The organism is Pseudomonas sp. GW821-FHT01C01 (genome assembly GCF_059422645.1).
Genome location: NZ_JBWKXF010000019.1, coordinates 70,518 through 96,026, shown reverse-complemented (window position 1 = coordinate 96,026; position 25,509 = coordinate 70,518). Strand labels below are relative to the sequence as shown.

At 63.7% G+C, this 25,509-nt stretch carries 4 protein-coding genes; all 4 read left to right on the top strand.

Translation table 11 applies throughout. The features are described 5' to 3' along the window. Window positions 1-202 precede the first annotated feature (202 nt). The 4 genes from AC07XF_RS14290 to AC07XF_RS14275 are packed head-to-tail and all read left to right on the top strand — an operon-like array spanning window position 203 to window position 25,458. Complete coding sequence (locus tag AC07XF_RS14290) at window positions 203-9,436, top strand: amino acid adenylation domain-containing protein (RefSeq protein WP_495027004.1); 9,234 nt, start codon at window positions 203-205, stop codon at window positions 9,434-9,436. 52 nt (window positions 9,437-9,488) lie between these two features. Continuing rightward, a complete protein-coding gene (locus AC07XF_RS14285) occupies window positions 9,489-10,547 on the top strand; it encodes a TauD/TfdA family dioxygenase (RefSeq protein ID WP_495027003.1) in 1,059 nt (352 codons plus the stop codon). 11 nt (window positions 10,548-10,558) lie between these two features. Then, complete coding sequence (locus AC07XF_RS14280) at window positions 10,559-13,657, top strand: non-ribosomal peptide synthetase (RefSeq protein WP_495027002.1); 3,099 nt, start codon at window positions 10,559-10,561, stop codon at window positions 13,655-13,657. Beyond that, window positions 13,654-25,458, top strand: coding sequence for an amino acid adenylation domain-containing protein (locus tag AC07XF_RS14275; protein WP_495027001.1), 11,805 nt, complete (start codon window positions 13,654-13,656; stop codon window positions 25,456-25,458). The genes AC07XF_RS14280 and AC07XF_RS14275 overlap by 4 nt, the downstream gene beginning before the upstream one ends. The last annotated feature ends 51 nt before the right edge of the window (window positions 25,459-25,509 follow it).

Genomic DNA, 25,509 nt, shown 5'->3' with positions numbered 1-25,509 from the left:
GGCGGTGTATCAGACGCTATGCATGTGACTGACACACCGCCTTCGCGAGCAAGCCCGCTCCCACATTTTGAACTGCAACAACCACGGTTTTTCGTGTTTTACCCACCCTCCTGATACTTGTTCCCCTCCGCTAATTTTTCCCGCCTGCATTCGTTTTATAGGGACGACGCGCCTTTGCGCCTACTGATGCGGATGCCGATAGATGAATGCTGAAGACTCCTTGAAACTTGCTCGCCGGTTTATCGGGTTGCCCCTGGAAAAGCGCCAGATGTTCCTTGCGGCCTTGCACAAGGAGGGCGTGGATTTCGCCCGCTTCCCGATCCCGGCCGGCATCGAGGCCGAGGATCGCCAGGCGTTGTCGTACGCCCAGCAACGCATGTGGTTTCTCTGGCAGCTGGACCCGCACAGCGGCGCCTACAACCTGCCGGGCGCGGTGCGGTTGACCGGGCACTTGAATCTGTCGGCGCTGGAGCAGGCGTTCGCCAGCCTGGTGGCGCGGCATGAAACCCTGCGTACGGTGTTCCAGCGTCAGGTCGACGACAGCTTGCAGCAAGTTCCTGCCACGGCGCCGCTGCTGATCGAACAGGTGGATTTCAGCGCACTGCCCGCCGAGGAATGCGAACGGGCCGTGGCGCAAACCGCAGAGCAGCAATCGATGCTGCCATTCGATCTGGCGACCGGCCCGTTGCTGCGGGTCACCTTGCTCAAACTCGCCGAACAAGAACACGTCCTGTTGCTGACCCTGCACCACATCGTGTCGGACGGCTGGTCGATGAACGTGCTGATCGACGAATTCATCCGCTGCTACGACGCCTTCGATGCGGGCACGCAACCGCAGCTGGCGCCATTGCCGATCCAGTACAGCGATTACGCCCTGTGGCAGCGCCGCTGGCTGGAGGCGGGCGAGCAGGCGCGGCAACTGGCGTACTGGCAGGCGCAATTGGGCGATGAACATCCGGTGCTGGAATTGCCCCTGGATCATTCGCGCCCGGCGATGCCCAGCTATCGCGGCACCCGTTACGAGTTCGCGGTCGAGGCGCAGCTGGCCGGGCAACTGCGCAGCACCGCGCAGAAACACAACATCACCCTGTTCATGCTGCTGCTCGGTGCCTTCAACGTTTTGCTGCATCGCTACACCGGGCAAACCGACATCCGCGTCGGCGTGCCGATCGCCAACCGCAACCGCGCGGAAATCGAAGGCCTGATCGGCTTCTTCGTCAATACCCAGGTGCTGCGTACCCAACTGGACGGCCAGACCCGGGTCGACGATCTGCTACGCGCCATCAAGGAAACCGCCCTCGGCGCCCAGGCTCATCAGGACCTGCCGTTCGAGCGCCTGGTCGAAGCGCTGAAACTGGAACGCAGCCTCAGCCACACGCCGTTGTTCCAGGTGATGTACAACCACCAACCGCACGTGGCCGACATGGCGTCGGTCAGCACCGCGTCCGGACTCGAACTAGGCAGCATCGATTGGCAAAGCCGCACCACCCAGTTCGACCTGACCCTCGACACCTGGGAAAAGGGCGGCAAGCTGCACGCCGCGCTGACCTACGCCAGCGACCTGTTCAAGGGCGATACCATCGCGCGCATGGCCCGGCACTGGACGCGCCTGTTGCAGGCGTTAGTCGACGACTCGACGCAAAAAATCGGTGAGTTGCCGATGCTGACGGCAGATGAACGACAAGTGCTGGTGCAGGACTGGAACCGCACCGCCGAGGCCTATCCCGTCGAGCAGTGCCTGCATCAGCTGATTCAGGAGCAGGCCCGACGCACGCCCGAGGCACCGGCGCTGGTGTTTGGCGAACGCCAGCTCAGCTATGCGCAACTCGATGCCCGCACCAATCAACTGGCTCACTGCCTGCGCGAGCAGGGTGTCGGCCCGGATGTGCTGGTGGGCATCTGCATCGAGCGTTCGCTGGACATGGTCATTGGCCTGCTGGCGATTCTCAAGGCCGGTGGCGCCTATGTGCCGCTGGACCCGGAGTACCCGGCCGAACGTCTGGCCTACATGATCGACGACAGCGCGATTGGCTTGCTGCTCACGCAAAGCACCCTGCTCGGCGCGCTGCCCACCGACGGCGTCAAGGTCATCGTCCTGGACCAGCAGCACGACTGGCTCGACGGCTACAGCGAAGCCTGCCCGCAGGTCGAGGTGCATCCATTGAACCTGGCCTATGTGATCTACACCTCCGGTTCTACCGGCAAGCCAAAAGGCGCGGGCAACAGTCACGCGGCGCTGGTCAACCGCTTGTGCTGGATGCAGCAGGCTTACGGGTTGGATGGCAGCGATTCGGTATTGCAGAAAACCCCGTTCAGTTTCGACGTTTCGGTCTGGGAGTTCTTCTGGCCGCTGATGACCGGCGCGCGTCTGGTGGTGGCGCCGCCGGGCGCACATCGTGAACCGGCGCAGTTGATCCGCCTGATCACTGACCACGGCATCAGCACGCTGCACTTTGTGCCGTCGATGCTCCAGGCGTTCATCCACGAGCCGGGCGTCGAGGCGTGCATCAGCCTCACACGCATCGCCTGCAGCGGTGAAGCCTTGCCGCTGGATGCCCAATTGCAGGTGTTCAAAAAGCTGTCGGGCGCCGGGTTGTACAACCTGTACGGCCCGACCGAGGCGGCCATCGACGTGACCCATTGGACCTGCGTCGATGAAGGCGCCGACAGCGTGCCCATCGGCCGTCCCATCGCCAACCTGCGCACCCATGTGCTGGATGCGCAATTGCTTCCGGTCCCGGCCGGCGTGGCGGGGGAGTTGTACCTCGGTGGTGCCGGGTTGGCGCGCAGTTATCACCGGCGTCCGGCACTCACCGCCGAGCGTTTCGTGCCATGCCCGTTCCACGACGGTGCGCGCTTGTACCGCACCGGCGACCGCGTGCGGCAGCGTGCCGACGGCGTGATCGAATACCTCGGGCGCCTCGACCATCAAGTCAAATTGCGTGGGCTGCGCATCGAGTTGGGGGAGATCGAGACGCGTCTGATGCAGCATGCGCTGGTGCGCGAAGCCGTGGTGCTGGTGCAGGGCGGCAAACATCTGGTGGCGTATCTGGTGCTGGACAACGCCGACGCCGATGCGCAGTGGCCGCAAACCCTCAAGGCTTGGCTGCTCAGCAGTCTGCCGGAATACATGGTGCCCACTTATCTGATGCCGCTGGACGCCTTGCCGGTGACCGCCAATGGCAAGCTCGACCGCAAGGCACTGCCGCAACCCGACGCCGCGCCGCAACAGGCTTACGTCGCACCGCAAGATGCGCTGCAGACCGCGCTGGCGCAGATCTGGCAGGACGTATTGGGCGCGGAACGTGTGGGTCTCGAAGACAACTTCTTCGAACTCGGCGGCGACTCGATCATTTCCATCCAGGTGGTCAGCCGCGCCCGCCAGGCGGGCATTCGCCTCAGTCCGCGTGACCTGTTCCAGTACCAGACCGTGCGCAGCCTGGCGTTGGTCGCGGTGTTCGAAAGCCGCAGCACGATCAATCAGGGCCCGGTCAGTGGCGAGGTGATCCTGACCCCGGCGCAGCATTTCTTCTTCGAACAGGCCATCGCCCAGCGTCAGCACTGGAATCAGTCGCTGCTGCTGACGCCCCGGGAAGCGCTGGATCCGCCAGCGTTGGAACGGGCCTTGGTCACCGTCATCAATCATCACGACGCCTTGCGCCTGCGCTTCATCGAAGGTGGCGAAGGCTGGCAGCAGCGCCATGCGTCGCAAGTCGAGTCTGCTGGATTGTGGCAGCGTCGGGCGACTTCGGCCGAAGCCCTGACCGCCCTGTGCGATGAAGCGCAACGTAGCCTCGATCTGGCAAGCGGGCCGCTGCTGCGCGCCTTGCTGGTCAACCTCGACGACGGCAGCCAGCGCCTGCTGCTGGTGATCCATCACCTGGCCGTGGACGGGGTGTCGTGGCGGGTGTTGCTCGAAGACTTGCAACAGGCTTACCGGCAAGTGGCGCTGCCCGAGAAAACCAGCGCCTATCAAACCTGGGCCACGCACCTGCAACAGCATGCCGGCACCGTACTTGCGCAAATGCCGTACTGGCAGGCGCAACTGGCGGATGCCCGGGACCTGCCGTGTGATAACCCGCAGGGCAGCTTGCAGAAGCGCCACGGGCACAAGATCGAATCGAAACTGGATGCCGAACTGACCCGCCAGTTGCTGCAACAGGCCCCGGCAGCCTATCGCACCCAGGTCAATGATCTGTTGCTCACTGCGTTGACGCGGGTTATCTGCCGCTGGAGCGGGCAGGGCTCGACGCTGATCCAGCTCGAAGGCCACGGCCGCGAAGACCTGTCCGACGACCTCGACCTGAGTCGCACCGTCGGCTGGTTCACCAGTCTGTTTCCGCTGCGCTTGCAACCCGAGGCGGAGGCGGCGCATTCGATCAAGGCAATCAAGGAACAACTGCGCGCCATTCCCGGCAAAGGGCTGGGCTATGGACTGCTGCGCTACCTCGGTGAACCGGCGCAGCGCCAATCGCTGCAAGACTTTCCGGCGCCACGGATCACCTTCAACTACCTGGGGCAGTTCGACCGTCAGTTCGATGACGCAGCGCTGTTCGTCCCGGCCCCGGAAAGCGGCGGCCAGGCTCAGGGCGATGATGCACCGCTGGCCAACTGGCTGACCGTGGAAGGCCAGGTCTATGGCGGGCAGCTCTCGCTGCAATGGGGCTTCAGCCGCGACATGTTTGCCGAGTCCACGGTGCAGCTACTGGCTGATGCCTACGCCGAAGAGCTCAAGGCGCTGATCGAGCATTGCTGCGCGACAGCGGCAGGTCAGGTCACGCCGTCGGACTTCCCGCTGGCGCGCATCACCCAGCGGCAACTGGACGCCTTGCCCGTCGCGGCGCCGGCCATCGAGGACGTGTACCCGTTGACGCCGATGCAGCAGGGCATGCTGTTCCACACCCTGTACGAACCCCAGGCCGAGGCCTACATCAATCAATTGCGCCTGGACATCCAGGGGCTGGAACTGGCGGCATTCGGCCGGGCCTGGCAGGCGGCGATCAACCGTCACGACATTCTGCGCAGCAGCTTCCACTGGCTGGGGCTTGAGTGTGCGCATCAGGTGATTCATCGCCAGATCGACCTGCAACTGCAAGTGATTGAATCGGCCGATGTCGACCTCGATGCACTGGCCGCCGAGGAGCGCAGCCGCGGCTTCGAACTCAGCGCCGCGCCGTTGTTCCGCCTGGTGCTGGTGCGCCGCGGCACTGAAGACTGGCACCTGATCTACACCAGCCATCACATCCTCATGGATGGCTGGAGCAACGCGCAGTTGCTCGGCGAAGTGATCCAGCACTATGCCGGCCAGACGCTGGCCACGCCGTTGGGGCAATACCGCGATTATCTGGGCTGGATTCAACAGCAACCGTTGCTGGCCGCCGAGCAGTTCTGGAAGCAAGCACTGGCGCCACTGGAAACAACGACGCTGCTGGCGCAAGCCTTGCCGGCGCCCGCCGAAGGGCGCGGCATGGGCGAACATCAATTGACCCTCGAGAGCGCAGCGCTACAGCGCCTGAGCGATTTTGCCCGGCAGCAGAAAGTCACCCTCAATACGCTGCTGCAAGGCGCCTGGGGCCTGTTGTTGCAGCGCTACACCGGTCAGTCCTGCGTGGCGTTTGGCGCAACGATTGCCGGACGCTCCGCGCCGCTGCCGGGCATCGAGCAGCAGTTGGGGCTGTTCATCAACACCTTGCCGATCATTGCCAGTCCGCACGCGGGGCAGTCGGTGGCCCAGTGGCTCAACGACCTGCAAGCCCTGAACCTGAGCCTGCGCGAATTCGAACACGTGCCGCTGTACGACATTCAGGGCTGGGCCGGACAGCAGGGGGCGCTGTTCGACAGCCTGCTGGTGTTCGAGAACTTCCCGGTGGCCGAAGCCCTCAAGCGAGGGGCGCCGGCAGGCCTGACTTTCGGCGCGCTGCACAATCACGAAATCACCAGTTACCCGCTGACCCTCGGCATCGAAGTCGGCGCCACTTTGCGTCTGGATTTCAGCTTCAACCGGGCCAGATTCAGTGCCGCGCAAATCAGCCAGTTGGCCGCCAGCCTGGTGCATGTGCTGGAGCAATTCGTCGCGCAGCCACAACAGGCATTGGGCGCGGTCAGCTTGCTTGACCCCAAGGCCCAGGCAAAAGTGTTGGCGTATTGCCGTCCGCCTGCGCCGCAAATCGATAGCCCGCTGCTGGCCCATCAGCGCTTCGAGCAACAAACGGCACGCACGCCCGATGCGCTGGCGGTGATGGTCGGCGACGAGCGCCTGACCTACGGTCAGCTCAATGCGCAAGCCAACCAGCTTGCCCATCGCCTGCGTTCCCACGGTGTGGCGCCAGGGCAGCGGGTGGGGCTGTCGGTGCGGCGCAATGCGCAGATGATCGTCAGCCTGATGGCGATCCTAAAGTCCGGCGCCGGTTATGTGCCGCTGGACCCGGATTACCCGGCCGAGCGCCTGGCCTACATGATCGAAGACAGCGGCATGCACCTGCTGCTGGCGCAACCGGGGTTGCTGACCGATGTGACGCTGCCCCAAGGTTTGCCGTGCCTGGTGCTGGAGCCTGGCGCTGACAGTTACTCCACTGAAAACCCGACGAACCTCGCCAGCGCCGAAGACCTCGCGTATCTGATCTACACCTCCGGCTCCACCGGACGCCCGAAAGGTGTGTGCCTGGCCCACGCCGCGCTGCGCGAGTTTTGCGTGATTGCGGCGGACTATTCGCAACTGGCCCCTGAAGACCGCGTGCTGCAATTCGCCACGTTCAGCTTCGACGGCTTTGTCGAGCAGTGCTATCCGCCGCTGTGCGTGGGCGCGGCGCTGGTGATGCGCGGCGATGAGCTGTGGGACACCGACACCCTCTATCGCCAGATCATCTCGCACGGCGTGACCCTGGCGGATTTGCCGGCGGCCTACTGGTTCCTGCTGGCTCAGGAGTGGGCCGCCCAACCTCAGCGAAACAAAGGGCGACTGCGTCAGGTCCACGTCGGTGGCGAGGCCATGTCCCTCGAAGGCCTGAAACTTTGGCACGCGGCGGGGCTGGGCGCGGTGCGTTTGCTCAACACCTATGGGCCGACCGAAGCCACGGTGGTGTCCAGCACCCGCGAATGCACACTGGCCGATACCCGCAATCCCCTTGGCGTGCCGATTGGCCGCGCGCTGCCGGGGCGTGCGTTGTATGTGCTGGACAGCGAAGGCCACCTGCTGCCGACCGGTTGCGTCGGCGAGTTGTGCATCGGCAGCGATGTCGGCCTTGCCCTGCGTTATCACCAACGTCCGGGGTTGAGCGCCGAGCGCTTCATCGCCGATCCGTTTTCCACCACGCCGGGTGCGCGGCTATACCGCAGCGGCGACCTGGCGCGCTATCGCGAAGACGGTGCGCTGGAATACCTGGGGCGTATCGATCATCAGGTGAAAATCCGTGGTTTCCGGGTCGAGCTGGGTGAACTCGAAGCGCACCTGCAAGGCCTGCCGATGATCAGCGAAGCTGCGGTGCTGGTGCACGAGGGCGTTGGCGGCAAGCAGTTGATCGGCTATGTGGTGCCGGCCAATGCCGGGCTGCCGGCAGTTGATGCGCGCCAGCTCACCGACACCGTGCGCCGCGCCTTGGGCGAGCGCCTGCCGGATTACATGCTCCCGACACAACTGGTGTTGCTGGCCGCGTTACCGCTCAACCGCAACGGCAAACTCGACCGCGCCGCACTGCCGGCTCCGCAACTGTGGGAAGTCGAGGCTGGAAGCGCGCCCCAAGGTGCACTGGAAATCGAACTGGCGCAGATCTGGCAGCAGGTGTTGCAGGTCAGTCGCGTCGACCGCGAAAACAGCTTCTTCGAATTGGGCGGGCACTCGTTGCTGGCGACGCAAATCGTCTCGCAGGTCCGCCAGCGTATGGGCCTGTCGGTGAGACTGCGCAGCCTGTTCGAGCATCCGCGTCTTGAGGATTTCGCCGCTCAGGTGCAGGCACTGCAACACACCTGTGAACGCCCGGCGCTGGTGGCCGATACGTCCGGCGAACGCCAGCCGTTGTCCTTTGCCCAGCAGCGCTTGTGGTTCCTGTGGAACCTGGAGTCCGACAGTTCGATGTACAACATGCCGGGTGCCTTGCGCCTGCGCGGCGAGTTGAACCTCGACGCCCTGCGCCAGACCTTCGAAACCCTGGTGCAGCGCCACGCGGTGTTGCGCACCACCTTTTACGAAGAGGACGGCCAGACCTGGCAGCGGGTGCATCCGCAACTGCCGCTGAGTTTTGTCGACAGCGACCTGCGGCATCTGCCGGCACCGGACGTCGAAGCGCAACAACAGGCCCGCGAGGAAGTCGCGCGACCATTTGACCTGCGCCACGGTCCGTTGCTGCGGGTGCGGGTGCTGCGGGTCGCGGATGACGAGCATGTGCTGTTGCTGACGGTGCATCACATCGTCGCCGATGACTGGTCGTTCCGCGTCCTGATCAATGAGTTCGTCACGCTGTATCCAACCTTCAATAGTGGCGAAATCCCGCAACTGCCGGCGCACAGCGTGCAGTACGCCGACTTCGCCAAATGGCAGCGTCAGTGGCTGGAGCAGGGCGGCGAGTTGCAACGCCAACTCGATTACTGGCAGCGGCGCCTCGCTGAACCGCAGGCAGTGCTGGAGTTGCCCGCCGATGGCGACCGGCGCACGGCGCAAGCAGGTGCCAACGTGCATTTCACCTTCAGTGCCGAACTCAGCCAGCAGTTGCGTGACTTTGCCCAACAGCGCGATCTGTCGCTGTTCATGCTGCTGCTGGCCGGTTTCACCCTGGTCCTGCGCCAGCGTACCGAGGTCAGTCGTGTGCGCATCGGCACCGATATCGCCAACCGAAATCAAGCCGAGCTTGAAGAAATGGTCGGCTTCTTCGTTAACCAATTAGTACTGCAAATTGACGTTGATGCCGGGCAGTCGGCGGCGCAATTGCTCGACGCCTGTCGCCGGGCGGTGCTGGAGGCTTCGGACCATCAGGACCTGCCGTTCGAGCGACTGGTGGAGGCCTTGCGACTGCCGCGCCGGGCCGGACGTTCGCCGCTGTTCGACATCAAGCTGATTTATCAGGAAGGCGTTGGTCGTCTGCCGTCGATGGAGGGCCTGCAAGTCGAGGACTTCCCGTCCGGGCGTCAGGCCGCCGAGATCGGCATGGTCGCTGCGTTCTACAACGATGCGCAGCACATCCACCTGAGCTTCGAGACACCGGCCGGCCACTACCTGCCGAGCACACTGGAATGTTTGTTTGAACAGATTCAAGCGGTGCTCGAGGCGTTGACAAGCACTGAGGGATTGCAGGTCGGTGAGTTGCTGAGCCTGGCCGGCGATGTGCAGCGCCGTGCCGATGCGCGCTTGAACGAGCAACGCAAGGCCTTGCTCGGCGGCGCCATGGCGATCAAGCGGCGTTCGGCGATCCGGGGCGCGTCGACAGCGCAAACCGCAGCGGACTGATTCAGGCGGCGGCGTCCTTTAGCACCGCCGTCAACATTTTCTGGAGGGGTTTATGAGCGTTTCAACGACCAGGTCCATTCCCAAGTTGGGTCGTGGTGCCCGCAAGAGCCTGTCCACCGATCCGACGCGGCTGGTGAGTTTTGCGCCGATGTTCGAGGGCCACAGCATGCCGCTGGTGTGCCGTCCGGCCGTGTCCGGCGTGAACCTGGTGGAATGGGCGAGCCAGAATCGCGCGCTGATCGAAAGCAAGCTGCTGGAACACGCGGTGATCCTGTTCCGTGGTTTTCAGGTGGCCGATATCGGCGAGTTCAACCGCTGCGTCGATGCGATTTCCGGCGGTGCTCTGGAGTACCTGTTCCGCGCCTCGCCACGCACCCAGATCAGCGGTCAGTTCAAGATCTACAGCTCCACCGATTACCCGGCGCCGGAGAAAATCTTCCCGCACAACGAACACTCCTATTCGCCGGTGTTCCCGCGTCACCTGTATTTCTATTGCGACACCCCGTCGGCCACCGGCGGCGAAACACCGTTCGGTGATACCCGGCAGATCCTCGCGCGAATCGACCCGGCGGTGCGCGAAGCCTTTGCCCGTAAACGCATCATGTACGTGCGCAACTACGGCGACGGCATGGGCCTGCCGTGGCAAACCGTATTCCAGAGCGAGGACCGCGCAGAGGTCGAAGCCTACTGCGCGAAAATTGGTATCCAGGCCGAATGGAAACCGGGTAACCGCCTGCGAACCCGGCAGAACGGTCCGGCCATCGTGCGCCATCCGCTGACCGGCGAGCGTATCTGGTTCAACCACGGCACTTTCTTTAATGCGCTGACTTTGCCGGACAGTATCCGCGACAACCTGCTGCGTGAGTTCGGTCCGCAAGACCTGCCGCAGAACACCTTTTTCGGCGACGGCTCGCCGATTCCCGACGAGGTGATTCGCCACCTGCAAGGTATCTACCGCGAGGTGATGGTCGAGTTCGCCTGGGAGAAGGGCGACGTGGTCCTGCTCGACAACATCCTCAGCGTGCATGCGCGCAACGAATTCACCGGCTACAGAAAAATCCTCACGGCCATGGCCATCGCGCAGAAAAGCGCCGACCTGGATCAGGAATAAGGACACCCGACATGAACACCAGCGCCCTCGAACCTTCGGTAGACGTATTCCAGACTTCGGCCCAGCAGGCCTTTTATTTGCGTGCCCAGGAGCTGGGCAGCCAACCGCTGTTCGCCGCACTGACGTTGCCGGTCGCCAGGCCAGTGGATGCGCAGGCGCTGCGCAGGGCAGTGGAAACACTCGGTCAGCGCCATGAAACCCTGCGCACGCTGTATCGCCGCTTGCCGGGCATGAAGTGGCCGGTGCAGAGCCTGTGCGATGCGTTGCCGTTCGCATTGCCGGGCAACCAGCCTTCGGTGGCCGAGGCCTTGAGCCGCAGCCGTGATGTCATGGTTGAAGATTCGAATCACGCGCTGGTGGTGGCGCAGGTTGAAGGCGAAGCAGGGCAGCATTTCATCACCCTGCTGACCCCGGCATGCAGCTTCGACGAAGTTTCGTTGCGTGTGCTGTCGGCCGAGCTCGCCAGCCTGTTGCGTGGCGAAACCCTGGCCGACGACGAGGATGCGCTGCAATACCTGGACTACAGCGCGTGGCAGGAAGAACTGCGTGAGCAAGACATCGGCCACCAAGGCGCGGCCTTCTGGCGCAACCTGCAACAGCAGTTCGCCGTGGCCCATCGCTTGCCGTTCGAAAAAGCCGTCGACGTTTCCCTTGCTCGCCGTCAGGTCGTGCTCACCGACAAGCAATGGTTCGCCGGTGTGCAACAGTCCGCCGCCGACCTCGGTGTCGAGGCCGAGCAGGTGGTCTTACTGCTGTGGATCGCATTTGTCGCCCGCATCGGCCAACAGGAAAAATTGCTGATGGGCTGGCAGGTGGACGGACGCAACGAGCAAACCTTCGCCACCCTCGGGCGCTTCGCCCGGCGTTTGCCGGTGGCCTTTGATCACCGCGGCAATCAAACCTTGGCGCAAGCATTGGCGTCCTTTACCGCCAGCGTCGAACAGTCGTTGTCCTGGCTGGATTGCCTCAATGAATTCGAACTGAGCGCCGAAGGCACCGCGCCGTTGCGTTATGGCTTTGTCTATCAGGCCACCATCGAAGCCGGTATCGAGGTGGACGACGCCAACCCCGAAGTCCTGCGCCTGCGTGTTCAGGGTGAGCAGTTGCAGGTGTCGTGTCTCGACGGCGCGCTGCCGGAGTTGATGCTGGCCGAATGGCTGGATCAGTTTATCGAGTTCAGCCGCCAATTGCTGGGGGCACCCGAACTGACTCTGGCTCAGGCGAGTCTGGTCAATGACGCACAACTGACCCGCTTGATCGAGGGCTTCAACCCGAACGCCACCGGACAGGCATTACCATGCCGTTTCCTGCAAGAGCTGTTCAGCGAACAGGCGTGCCTGCACCCGCAACGCACTGCCGTGAGCGTCAGCGGTCAGTGCCTGACCTATGCCGAACTCGATGCACGTTCCAATCAGGTGGCCAATGCCCTGCGCACCCAAGGCGTGGCACCGGACCAGATCGTTGCGGTCTACGGCCAACGTTCGCTGGAAGTCGTCATTGCGTTGTTGGGCACGCTCAAGGCCGGTGCCGCGTACTTGCCGCTGGACCCGAACTACCCGATCGAGCGTCTGGCGTTCATGCTCGCTGATACTGGTGCTCGCCACGTGCTGGCCTGCCAGCCGCTGCCGGACGCATTACGTAGTGAGCGGATCATTTCCATGCTGCCGGGGGCCGAAGTCTGGTCCACCGCACAAACCCAGCCGGAACCACAAGGCGATAGCGCCAATCTGGCCTACGTCATCTACACCTCCGGTTCCACCGGCAAACCTAAAGGCGTGATGATCAGTCATGCCAACGCCATGGCCTCGACCCTGGCGCGCAATGCCTTCTACCAACAACCGCTGCGCGCCTTCCTGATGCTCTCGTCGTTCTCCTTCGACAGCTCGGTGGCCGGGGTCTTCTGGGCGCTGGGGCAGGGCGCGACCCTGTGCCTGCCGGACGAAGATAGCTACAAGGATCCGGCGCAACTGGCGGCGTTGATCCAGCGCGAAGAGATCTCCCACTACCTGACCTTGCCGTCCTACCACGCGCAGATTATCGAACACCTCGACCGTCAGGCGCTGGCTTGTGTGATCGTCGCCGGCGAAGCCTGCAGCAAGGCGCTGGTGCAGCGACATCGCGAGGCGTTGCCGGGGGTGACGCTGGTCAACGAATACGGGCCGACCGAAGGCACGGTGTGGTGCTCGGCCTGGGAGCTGCCGCACGGCCAGGACGACGACAGCATCCCGATTGGTCAGCCGATTGCCGGCATGCGCATTCACCTGCTCGGCCCGGACCTGCAACCGGTGGCCGTGGGCGTTGAAGGCGAGTTGTACGTCGGCGGCACCGGCATTGCCCGGGGCTATCTGCAGCGTGCCACGCTGACGGCCGAGCGTTTTGTCCCCGACCTGTTTGCAAAGGCGGCGGGCCAACGCCTGTACCGCACCGGTGACCTGGCGCGCTATCGCGCCGATGGCGTGCTGGAGTATCTGGGCAGAGTCGACCATCAGGTGAAAATCCGTGGTTTCCGCATCGAACTGGGCGAAATCGAAGCCGCCATGCGCAGCGCGCCGGGCATTGAAGACGCCGCCGTGATTGCCCGGGAAACCCCGACTGGCCCACAGCTGCTGGGCTTCGTGGTGTCCCCGGCCGACACCGCCGACATCCGCCTCAACGAGTTGCGCAGCCATCTGGCCGAAGCGCTGCCCGAGCACATGCAGCCGGCGCGCTTGCAAGTGCTGGAGCGCTTCCCGCTGATGCCCAACGGCAAACTCAATCGCCAGGCCTTGCTCGATCTCGACGTGCGCCGCAGTGCCTTTGTCGCCCCGCGCAACGACCTGGAAAAAGCCCTGGCGGCGATCTGGGCCGAAGCGCTGCACGTTGAGCGCGTTGGCGTGCACGACAGCTTCTTTGAACTCGGCGGGCACTCGCTGCTGGCCACGCGCATTCGTGCGCGGATTCAGGAAGAACTGAACCTGGCGATCCCGCTCAAGCTGTTTTTCGACGGCGACACCCTGGAACGCCTGGCGGCGCAGATCGAGCAGTTCCGTCAGCACAGCGAACACAAAGACAACGATGTAGACGCCCTCGAAGCGTTGTTCGACGAAGTGGATGAGGAACACGCGCGATGAGTGCTGCACCGGACAGAATGATGACCCTGGCCCAGCGTTTCTGCGGTTTGAGCGCAGACGCCCGGCGAGCGCTGCAACAAAAGATGCACGCCCAGGGGCTGACCCTGGAACTGCTGCCGATTCCGCCACGGGACCGCAGCGTCGACACGCTGCCAGCGTCCTATGCGCAACAACGTTTGTGGTTCCTCTGGCAGATGCAGCCCCAGGCCACGGCCTACAACCTGACCGGTGCCTTCCGCCTCATTGGCGAGCTGGACCGCGATGCATTGGTGCAAACCCTGGCGACACTGGTGCAACGTCATGAGGTGTTGCGCACCACGTTCGTCTTCGACGAACAGCAAGTGCTGCAGCACATCCACCCGCAGATGGACACCCCGCTGGTCGAGGTCACTGCCGCCGACGATATCGAACTGCAACGCCAGATTGCCCTCAACGCCGAGCAGCCGTTCGACCTGCAGAACGGCCCGTTGATGCGTTGCCGGTTGATCCGCCTCGATGCGCAGCAACATGTGCTGGTGCTGACCTTCCACCACATCGTCACCGATGGCGGCTCGTTGCCGATCCTGTTGCAGGAGTTCACCCGACTCTATGCACAACTGAGTGCTGGGCAGACCCCGCAGCTACCGGAACCGGGCATTCAATACGCCGACTTCGCCCGCTGGCAGCGCCTGTGGCTGGAGGCCGGCGAGGCCGAGCGCCAGCTCGATTACTGGCGCGAGCAGTTGGGTCGCGAGCACCCGCCACTGAACCTGCCGACTGACCGTCGTCGCCCGGCGATCCCGAGCCAGCAGGGCGCCAGCGTCGAGCTGAAAATCTGCGCCACGTTGACCGCTCAACTACGCGATCTTGCCCGTCGCGAAGGCTGCACGTTGTTTATGCTGCTGATGGCGGCTTTGCAGACATTGCTGCATCGCTACAGCGGCGAGCAGGACATCCGTGTCGGCGTGCCGATTGCCAACCGCACCCGCCAGGACGTGGAAAACCTGCTGGGCTTTTTCGTCAACACCCAAGTGCTGCGCAGCCAGCCCCGGGCGGACCAGCCGTTCGTGCAATTGCTGGCCGAAGTCAAGACTGCGGCACTCGGCGCGCAGGCCCATCAGGACCTGCCGTTCGAGCAACTGGTCGATGGCCTGGGTGTGGAACGCAGCCTGAGTCACACGCCGTTGTTCCAGGTGATGTTCAACCACCAGCGCGACGCTGGCGGCCCGCAACGCTGGGACTTGCCGGGGCTGAGCGTCGAACCGCTGATCTGGGACGAAAGGACCACCAAGTTCGACCTGATGCTCGAAACCGTCGAGAGTGACGACGGCATCCATGCTTCGTTCGTGTACGCCACGGAGCTGTTCGACGCCGTGACCATCGAGCGTCTTGGCCGACACTGGCTGAACCTGTTGCAGGCGATCTGCACAGACAGCCGCGTGGCTTTGGCGGACTTGAACATGCTCGACCCTGCCGAGCAGCAGGCCACGTTGCTGGACTGGAACCGCGGTGCTGAATGGAATGCCGCTGCCCCGGCGAATCCGCTGTGCGCTCATCAATTGATCGAAGCCCAGGCCGCCGCGCACCCGAACAATATTGCCGTGACCTGCGACGGCATCACTCTCACTTACGCCGAATTGAACAGCCGTGCCAACCGCATCGCCCATCGTCTGCGCGAACGCGGTGTCGGCCCGGACGTGTTGGTGGGTATCGCCCTGGAGCGCTCGCTGGAGATGATCGTCAGCCTGGTGGCGATCCTCAAGGCCGGCGGCGCCTATGTGCCGCTGGACCCGGATTACCCGCAGGATCGCCTGGCCTACATGCTCGCCGACAGCGGCACGCGCCTTCTACTGACCGATTCTGCACTGTTGCCGCGCCTGCCGCTGAGCGAAGGCATTGAAGTGATCTGCCTCGATCACGCCAGCGACTGGCTCCTTGATGCCGCTGCCGACAACCTGTCGAACCTGACGTCGCCGGAGAGTCTGGCCTACGTCATCTACACCTCCGGCTCCACCGGCAAACCCAAGGGTACGCTGCTGCCCCACAGCAACCTGACGCGCCTGTTCAGCACCACCGAGCACTGGTTCGGATTCAACGCGGACGATGTCTGGAGCCTGTTCCACTCCTATGCCTTCGACTTTTCCGTATGGGAAATCTTTGGCGCGCTGTTCTACGGCGGCAAGCTGGTAGTAGTGCCGCACGCGGTCAGCCGCTCCCCGGAAGACTTCGCCCGCTTGCTCAGTGATGAAGGTGTCACGGTACTCAACCAGACCCCCTCGGCCTTCCGCCAGTTGATGCCGTTCGCCTGCGCCAACGCGCAAAACATGGCCCTGCGTTACGTGGTGTTCGGTGGCGAGGCGCTGGACGTGGCCAGCCTGCGTCCGTGGTACGACGCTTTCGACGATCGACAGCCGTTGTTGATCAACATGTACGGCATCACCGAAACCACCGTGCACGTGACCTACCGACCGTTGTCCCGTGCCGACCTCGATGGCGCCAACAGCTCGCCGCTGGGCGAGCCGATCAGCGACCTGCGCTGGTACGTGCTCGACCCGCGCCTGAACCCGGTGGCCAAGGGTTGTGTCGGTGAGCTTTACGTCGGCGGTGCCGGCCTGGCCCGTGGTTATCACCAGCGTGCCGATCTGACCGCCACGCGGTTTGTCCCGGACCTGTTCGCCGCCGAGTCGGGCGCGCGCCTGTACCGCACCGGCGATCTGGCGCGGTACTGCGCCGATGGCAGCATCGAATACGCCGGACGCATCGACCATCAGGTGAAGATCCGTGGTTTTCGCATTGAGCTGGGGGAAATCCAGGATCGCCTGCAAAGCCACCCGGCCATCGAGCAAGCATTGGTGCTGGCGCCTGAGGTCAATGGCAGCCCGCAACTGGTCGCGTGGTTTACCGCCAGCAGCGACGGCGATTTGCGCCAGTCCCTGCGCGAACACTTGCAGGCCGGTTTGCCGGACTACATGGTCCCGGCGCATCTGATCAAGCTCGACCATTGGCCGCTGACCAGCAACGGCAAGCTGGATCGCAACGCATTGCCCAAGCCCGACGCCGCGCTGGCGCAGCAGGCTTACACGGCGCCGATGGATGAGATGCAGACCGAGCTGGCGGCAATCTGGCAAGACGTACTCAAGCTCGAGCGCGTGGGCATCGACGATAACTTCTTCGAACTGGGCGGCGACTCGATCATTTCCATCCAGGTAGTCAGCCGCGCCCGTCAGGCCGGAATTCGCATTACCCCGCGCGACCTGTTCCAGCACCAGACCGTGCAGAGCCTGGCGAAGGTCGCTGTGCGCAGTGCCGGGCTGGTCATCGATCAGGGGCCGGTGCGCGGTGAAGTGTTGCTGACGCCGATCCAGTACTGGTTCTTCGAACAAAGCATCGAGGCCCGTCATCACTGGAACCAGTCGGTATTGCTGGAACTGCGCGAGCCGCTGGACAGCAGCTGCCTGCAACAAGCACTGGCGGCGTTGCTGGAGCATCACGACGCATTGCGCCTGCGTTTGCGTCAAGTTGATGGTGTCTGGCAACAGGCACAAGCCGAGCAGTGGAACAGCGCTGATGTGCTTTGGCAGCGCGAGGCGGCGAACGCCGATGAGTTGCTCGACTTGTGTAACGCCGCACAGGCGAGCCTGAACTTGCAGGACGGCCCGCTGTTGCGTGCCTTGCTGGTGGACATGGGCGCGGCAGGCCAGCGCCTGTTGCTGGTGGTGCATCACCTGGCGGTGGACGGCGTTTCCTGGCGTCTGCTGCTCGAAGACCTGCAAGCCGCTTACGCTCAGGCACGTCAGGCTGAGCCGCTGCGCCTGCCGGCCAAGACCAGCGCCTATCAGGCCTGGGCCGCACGTTTGCAACGACATGCGCAAAGCCCGGAGTTGGCGCAGCAAGCCGCTTACTGGCAAGCCCAATACCACGGCGTAGCGGTAGCGCTGCCCGCCGACAATCCCCAAGGCAGCCTGGCCAGCCAGCACGCCGAGAGTGTGGAAACCGTGCTCGACAACACGTTCACCCGCCAACTGCTGCAAGACGCCCCGGCGGCTTACCGCACCCAGGTCAACGATCTGTTGCTGACCGCACTGGTGCGTGTGCTGGGCAACTGGACCGGCCAGCCGTCGACGCTGGTGAAGCTGGAAGGCCACGGTCGTGAAGACCTGTTCGACGACATCGACCTGACCCGGACCCTGGGCTGGTTCACCTCGATTTTCCCGGTGAAACTGACCCCGGCCACTGATCTGGCCGGCAGCATCAAAGCGGTCAAGGAACAGTTGCGCGCCGTACCGGACAAAGGCATCGGTTTCGGCATCCTGCGTTACCTGGTCGAGGCGGGTCTTGAGGAACTGCCGACGCCGCAAGTCACCTTCAACTACATGGGCCAGTTCGATGCCAGTTTTGACGAACAGGCACCGTGGCGTCCGGCCCGGGAAAGCGGCGGCGCCGAGCAAGGTGCATCGGCCGCGCTGGACCGAGGTTTGAGCATCAACGGCCAGGTCTACGCCGGGCAATTGCGCTTGAGCTGGTCCTTCAGCGGCGAAGTGTTCAAAGCGCAAACCGTACAGCGCCTGGCCGATGCCTACGCCACCGAACTGCAACGGCTGATCGAACATTGCCTCAGCGGTGCCAGCGGCCTGACCCCGAGCGATGTGCCGCTGGTCAATGTCGATCAGGCGCAACTGGATGCCTTGCCGTTGGCGACCAGCCAGGTCGAAGACATCCTGCCGTTGTCGCCGATGCAGCAAGGCATGTTGTTCCACAGCCTGTTCGCCCCGGATGCCGGAGCCTACGTTCCGCAGATGCGCGTGGATGTGCAGGGCCTCGACGTCGAGGCGTTCCGCGATGCCTGGCAGCAGTCGCTGCAGCACCATGAAGTGCTGCGCGCGGCGTTCTTCAGCGAAAGCAACGGCTCGCGGCCGCTGCAGGTGATTCTGGCCAACGCCACGCTGCCGCTGACCGTGCTCGACTGGCGCAATCAAACGGGCCTGTCCCAAGCGCTGGATCAACTGGCGGATGAAGATCGCCTGCGCGGTTTCGACCTGACGGCGGCGCCGTTGCTGCGCCTGACCCTGGTGCGGACCGCCAGTGACAGCCATCACCTGATCTTCACCAACCACCACATCCTGCTGGACGGCTGGAGCACCTCGCAGTTGTTCGGCGAAGTGCTGCAACGGTATTCCGGAAACATGCCCGCGCCGGGCGTTGGCCGTTATCGCGATTACATGAGTTGGCTGGGCAATCGCGACCGCGCCGCGTGCGAAGCGTTCTGGCTGGAGCAATTGCAGGCGTTCACCGAGCCGACACGCTTGGCCGGTGCCTTGCCGGGGCCGGTTGCGGGGCAGGGCGACGGTCATCGCACCCTGCATCTGAGCCTGGACCGCGCGGCCACCGAGCGCTTGAGCGTGTTCGCCCGTCAGGCCCGCGTCACGCCCAACACCCTGCTGCAAGCTGCATGGCTGTTGCTGTTGCAGCGCTACACCGGGCAACAGACGGTGGCGTTCGGCGCCACGGTGTCGGGTCGCCCGAGCGAGTTGCAAGGCATCGAGCAGCAGATAGGTTTGTTCATCAACACTTTGCCGGTGATCGCCACGCCGCACCCCGAACGCACGGTCAGTCAATGGATTGATGAAGTCCAGGCGCTCAACCTCAAGTTGCGCGAAGTCGAATACACGCCACTGGCTGACGTGCAGCGCTGGGCCGGTCATGCCGGAGAGGCGCTGTTCGACACACTGCTGGTGTTCGAAAACTACCCGGTGGCGCAAGCGCTGGAGGAGGGCAACAGCAGTGCGCTGAAGTTCTCGAGCATCCGTCACCATGATCAGACCAGTTTCCCGTTGGCCATTGCCGCTGAGCTGGGCGAATGCCTGGACCTGCGATTCAACTACGACACGGCGCTGTTCAGTGCCGAAGCCATCGAAGGTTTGGGCTCGCGGCTGGTTGCCTTGCTTGATGCCATGGTCTGCGCACCGCAGCAGCCATTGGGGCGCTTGAACCTGCTAGATGCTGCGCAAACGGCGCAGCAGGTCGAAGGCTTCAACCGTACAGCGCATGACTGGGCGGATGTGCGCCCGGTCTACCAGTGTTTCGAAACCCAGGTGCGGAAAACCCCGGAGGCCCCGGCCCTGGTGTTTGCCGGCCGGACCCTGAGTTATCGCGAGCTCAACCAACAGGCCAACCGCCTGGCGCACCTGCTGCGCAGCCAAGGCGTGGGCGCCGAAGTGTTGGTGGGCATCGCTGCCGAGCGTTCGCTGGAACTGGTGATCGGTCTGCTGGCGATCATGAAGGCCGGTGGCGCTTACGTGCCGCTGGACCCGGATTACCCGCGTGAACGCCTGGAGCACATGTTCGACGACAGTGGCGTGCACCTGCTGCTGACCCAGCGTCATTTGCTTGAGCAGTTGCCGATCCCGGCCGCCACCACGGCGATCTGCCTGGACGACATGGCGCCGCTGCTCGAAGGGCTGAGCGACGAAAACCTGTCCTGCGTGGTCGAGCTGCGATCGCTGGCCTACATGATCTACACCTCCGGCTCCACCGGTAAACCCAAGGGCGCGGCCAATCATCATGAAGCCTTGTACAACCGTCTGGCGTGGATGCAGGGCGCGTACCCGATGGATGGTCGCGACACCGTTTTGCAGAAAACCCCGTTCAGTTTCGACGTGTCGGTCTGGGAGTTCTTCTGGCCGCTGATGACCGGCGCACGGCTGGCTGTGGCCGAACCGGGTGCCCATCGCGATCCGGCGCAACTGGTCAGCCTGATCGAGCAGTACCGGGTCAGCACCCTGCATTTCGTGCCGTCGATGTTGCAGGCGTTTGTCCAGGGTGAAGGCTTCGAGCGTTGCGCCAGCCTGCGGCAGATCATGTGCAGCGGCGAAGCGTTGTCGGCGGATTTGCAGCACAGCCTGTTCCGCGTCTTGCCGAACGTTGGCCTGTACAACCTGTACGGCCCGACCGAAGCGGCGATCGACGTGACCCACTGGACCTGTGTCGATGACGGCGGGTTCAGCGTGCCGATCGGTTATCCGATTGCCAACCTGGTGACCTGCATCCTCGACGACAGCCTGCAACCGCAGGTGCGGGGTTGTGTGGGCGAGCTGTACCTGGGTGGCATCGGCCTGGCCCGTGGTTACCACAACCGTCCGGACCTGACCGCCGAGCGTTTTGTCGCCAGCCCGTTCGGTGAGCAGGGCGAGCGTTTGTATCGAACCGGCGACCTCGCGCGCTACCGTGACGACGGCGTGATCGAATACGTCGGCCGCATCGACCATCAAGTGAAGATCCGTGGCTTGCGCATCGAGCTTGGGGAAATCGAAGCCTGCCTGCTGACGCATCCTTCGGTGCGCGAAGCAGTGGTGATCGCCCTCGATGTCGGCAAGTCCAAACAACTGGTGGCCTACGTCGTAGGTGATGTCGCCCTCGATCCACTCAAGCAACACCTGTGCAACGCGCTGCCCGAGCACATGCAACCGAGCCACGTGCTGCTGCTCGATCAATTGCCGGTCACGCCCAATGGCAAGCTCGACCGTCGTGCGCTGCCGCAGCCGGACCAGCAAGTGCGCGAATACGTTGCACCACGCAGTGCCGTGGAAGCGACGCTGCAAGCCGTGTGGCAGGCGTTGTTCGAAGTGCCGCAGATTGGCATTCACGACAACTTCTTCGAACTGGGCGGCGATTCAATCGTCTCGATCCAGGCTGTCAGCCGCGCACGCAAGGCTGGTTTGAGCATTTCGCCCAAGCATGTGTTCAGCCATCCGACCCTCGCCGAACTGGCGACGGTCGCCCAACCGGTCGCGGCGGATCAAGCCGTGCCGACTGTGGTTGCACCGGCAGCAAAAATCGAACTGAGTGAAGCGCAATATCAGGCGCTGGAACTGACAGCGGACGAAGTCGAGGACGTTTATCCGCTATCGCCGATGCAGCAGGGCATGCTCTTCCACTCGGTGCAGGACGGCGATTCGGGGCTGTACGTCAACCAAATCGAAGTGGGCGTGCGCGGCGTTGATGGCGCGCGTTTCCGCGAGGCCTGGGCCGATGCCGCCCGGCGTCACGGGATTTTGCGCACCGCATTCCTGTGGGAAGGCGACAAGGAGCCGCTGCAAGTGGTGCTGCGTGACGCGCCGTCACTGTTGACCGAGCTGGACTGGCGCGGGCTGGATGATCAGCCTGAGCGTGTACGCCAACTGGCCTTCGAGGAGCGCGAATGCGGCTTTTCGCTGAACCGCGCACCCTTGGTGCGTCTGCTGCTGGTGCGGCTGGAGGATGATCGCTATCGCCTGATCTGGACCTACCACCACATCCTCATGGACGGCTGGAGCGTGTCGCGCCTGATCGGTGAAGTGTTGCGTCATTACAGCGGCGACCCGCAGGAACCGGTGGCCGCCTATCGCGACTACATCGACTGGCTCGGCCAGCAAGTCGCCGAGGCCAGCGAGACGTTCTGGAAGGGCAAGCTTCACAATCTGGAAGGCGCCACGCATTTGGCCCGCGGCTTGCCGGTCAAGGCGCCGCAAACCGGTTATCACGCGATCTACACGCACCTCGATGCGAGTCAGACCGCGCGCTTGCAGGCCTTTGCCCAGCAACAACAGGTGACACTGAACACCCTGGTGCAAGCCGCGTGGCTGCTGCTGTTGCAGCGCTACACCGGCCAGCGCACGGTGACGTTCGGCGCCACCGTGTCCGGCCGACCGGAAACCCTCAACGGCTCGGAGAACATGCTCGGGCTGTTCATCAACACTTTGCCGGTGGTCAACACGGTGCCGACCGACGCGAGCGTCGGTGACTGGCTGCGCGAAATCCAGGCCTGCAACCTCGACATCCGCGACTTCCAGCAAACCCCGCTGAGCGATATCCAGCGCTGGGCCGGGCAGGGCGGGCAATCGTTGTTCGACAGCATCATCGTGTTCGAAAACCAGCCGGTGGACCGCACCCTGCGCGAATGGAACGGCGACTCGCTGCGTTTTGAAGACGTTTCCGACTTCGGCCTGACCAGCTTCGCCATGGACCTGATGGTCAGCCTCGATGAAGGGCTGCGCATCGAGTACATGCACCAGCGCGATCAGTTCGATCTGGCGACCGTCGAAAGCCTGCGCAGCCACATGGAAAACCTGATGCAGCGTCTGTGCGACGACGCCGGGCGCGCTGTCGGTGAGCTGGGCTTGTTGACCCTGGAAGAGGGCCGGGCACTGGATGGCGAACGGCCGGTGGTGGCAGACGGTGACGAGACACCGGTGCACGAGCTGATCCGTCAGCGTGCGCGTCTGCAAGCGGATCACACGGCGCTGGTCCTCAGCTATGCCGACCGCGACGCCGAGCACTTGAGCTACGCCGAACTGGACCGGCGCTCCGATGCTTTGGCGGTGTATCTGCTGGAACAAGGCGTGCAGGCCGAAGACGTGATCGGCGTGTTCATGGAACGCTCGCTGGAACTGCTGGTGTCGCTGCTGGCGGTGATGAAATGCGGTGCCGCTTACGTACCGCTGGACCCGCAATACCCGCAGGAACGCCTGCGCTACATGATGGCCGACAGCGACATGCGCCTGCTGCTGACCCAGGAACGGCTGCGCGAGACAGCGCAGTTGAATCCGGGCACGGCCATGGTCGCTGTGGACCGATTGAATCTCGATATCGATGTGGCGGCGCCATCGTGCGCCGTGCATGCCGAGCAACTGGCCTACCTGATTTACACCTCGGGCTCCACCGGCAAACCGAAAAGCGTCGCCGTGGCCCACGGGCCGTTGAGCATGCACGTGCAAGCCATCGCCGAGCTGTACGAGATGGACCCGGACAATCGCGAACTGCATTTCATGTCGTTCGCCTTCGATGGCGCCCATGAACGCTGGATCACCGCGCTGATCAGCGGCTCGACCCTGGTCATTCGTGACAACACCTTGTGGACCGCCGAACAGACCCTGGCCGTGCTGCATCGCCAGCGTATAAGCGTTGCCTGCTTCCCGCCGGCGTACCTGCTGCAACTGGCCGAGCACGCGGAATTGCAGGGCGGTGAACCGCCGCCGGTGCGCATCTACTGCTTCGGCGGCGATGCGGTGCCGGACGCCACCTTCGAGCGGGTCAAGCACACACTCAAGCCGCAATACCTGGTCAACGGCTACGGCCCGACCGAAACCGTGGTCACTCCGCTGCTGTGGAAGATCGCTGCCGACGGCCATTGCCAGGCGATGTACGCGCCGATTGGCCAACGCGTCGGCAACCGCAGCCTGCACGTGCTGGACATGGACCTCAACCCGCTGCCGGTGGGCATGGTCGGTGAGCTGTACATCGGCGGGCGGGGTGTCGCGCGCGGCTACCATCGTCATCCGTGGCAGAGCGCCGAGCGTTTCGTTGCCGACCCGTTCAGCACTGAAGGCGGGCGCCTGTACCGCACCGGTGACCTGGTGCGCCGTCGCGAAGATGGCGTGTTCGATTACGTCGGGCGCATCGACCATCAGGTCAAGGTGCGTGGCTTCCGCATCGAACTGGGCGAAATCGAAGCCCGCTTGCGCGAGCAGGCCGGGGTCAACGATGCGCTGGTGGTCGTGCGGGACAACGGCCAGGGGCCGCAACTGCTGGGCTATGTGGTGGCGGCACAAGACGATGGCCTCGGTCCGCGTTGCCAGGCCGCACTGCGTGAAAGCCTGCCCGACTACATGGTGCCGACGCAGGTCGTGGTGCTGCCGCGCTTTCCGCTGACCCCCAACGGCAAGCTCGACCGCAAGGCCTTGCCGGATCCAGCCTTCACCGGCCGCGTCTACGTGGCCCCGCGCACGCCGCTGGAATGGGCGTTGGCGGACATCTGGCAACAGGTGTTGGGCATCGAGAAGGTCGGCATCACCGACAACTTCTTCGAGTTGGGCGGAGATTCGCTGCGCACCCTCAAGGTGATCTCGAAAGTGCGCGCCCTGAATCAGCCGGACTTCCAGCTGAAACTGCGCGACATGATGGCCAAACCGACGATTGCCGGTTTGTCCGGTGTCGATGAGCAACCCGTGCGGCAGAGCCCGCAACCACTGTTGCTGCTCAATCGGATGGTGGACGATCAACCGCCGCTGTTCTGCCTGCACGCCGGATTCGGCACGGTGTTCGACTACGAACCGTTGGCCCGGCGTCTCGATGGCGAGCGAACGGTGTACGGCGTGCAATGCCGGATGCTGCTCGACCGCCAGTGGCACGACAGTTCGCTGGCGCAGATGGCCGGTGATTATGTCGAGGCCATTCGCGGCAAACAGCCTCAAGGGCCGTACCACCTGTTGGGCTGGTCGCTGGGTGGGGCGTTGGCGTTGCTGGTGAGTGAGCTGTTCGAACAGCAAGGCCAGCGAGTGGCGTTCGTCGGTTTGGTGGACAGCTTTGTACCGACCCAGGCCAATGCTGTCGCCAGTGCGGATGAGTGGCGTGCGGATCTGACTGAGTTCCTGGGTGCGACGTTGGGCATGGACGACGCAGTGATTGCCCGGGCATTGAGCGCCGAGCTGGCGGGGGATCACGACGCCGTGGCGTGGATCATTCGCGCGGTGATCGACGGTGAAAGCGATCAGGTCAGCGGTTACTCGCTGCTCGGTGCCGATGAGTTGGCCCAGACGTTCATGGTCAGCACGCGGTTGAAGGCGCTGTCGCGGCAGGTCGAAACCCTGCCGATTCCGCAAGCCGGGCTGCATTGCTGGTGGGCCGATGGCAACCCGACGGCCGAACGCGCGACCTTCGAGCGCCAGCAACCGCGGCTGTGCAAGGTGCAGACCGTGACGGCCGGCCACTTCGATATCCTGCAACAGGATGAGTGTCTGGATGCGGTGGTGGCGCTGCTTGGCCGGGAGGTGGTGCCACAAAGCTGATCATCTGTGGCGAGGGAGCTTGCTCCCGCTCGGCTGCGTAGCAGTCGCAAA

What these genes read in the sequence shown, in the direction of transcription:
- AC07XF_RS14275 (WP_495027001.1), top strand. Translation starts at nt 13,654, where the DNA reads ATGAGTGCTGCACCGGACAGAATGATGACCCTGGCCCAGCGTTTCTGC.
- AC07XF_RS14280 (WP_495027002.1), top strand. Translation starts at nt 10,559, where the DNA reads ATGAACACCAGCGCCCTCGAACCTTCGGTAGACGTATTCCAGACTTCG.
- AC07XF_RS14290 (WP_495027004.1), top strand. Translation starts at nt 203, where the DNA reads ATGAATGCTGAAGACTCCTTGAAACTTGCTCGCCGGTTTATCGGGTTG.
- AC07XF_RS14285 (WP_495027003.1), top strand. Translation starts at nt 9,489, where the DNA reads ATGAGCGTTTCAACGACCAGGTCCATTCCCAAGTTGGGTCGTGGTGCC.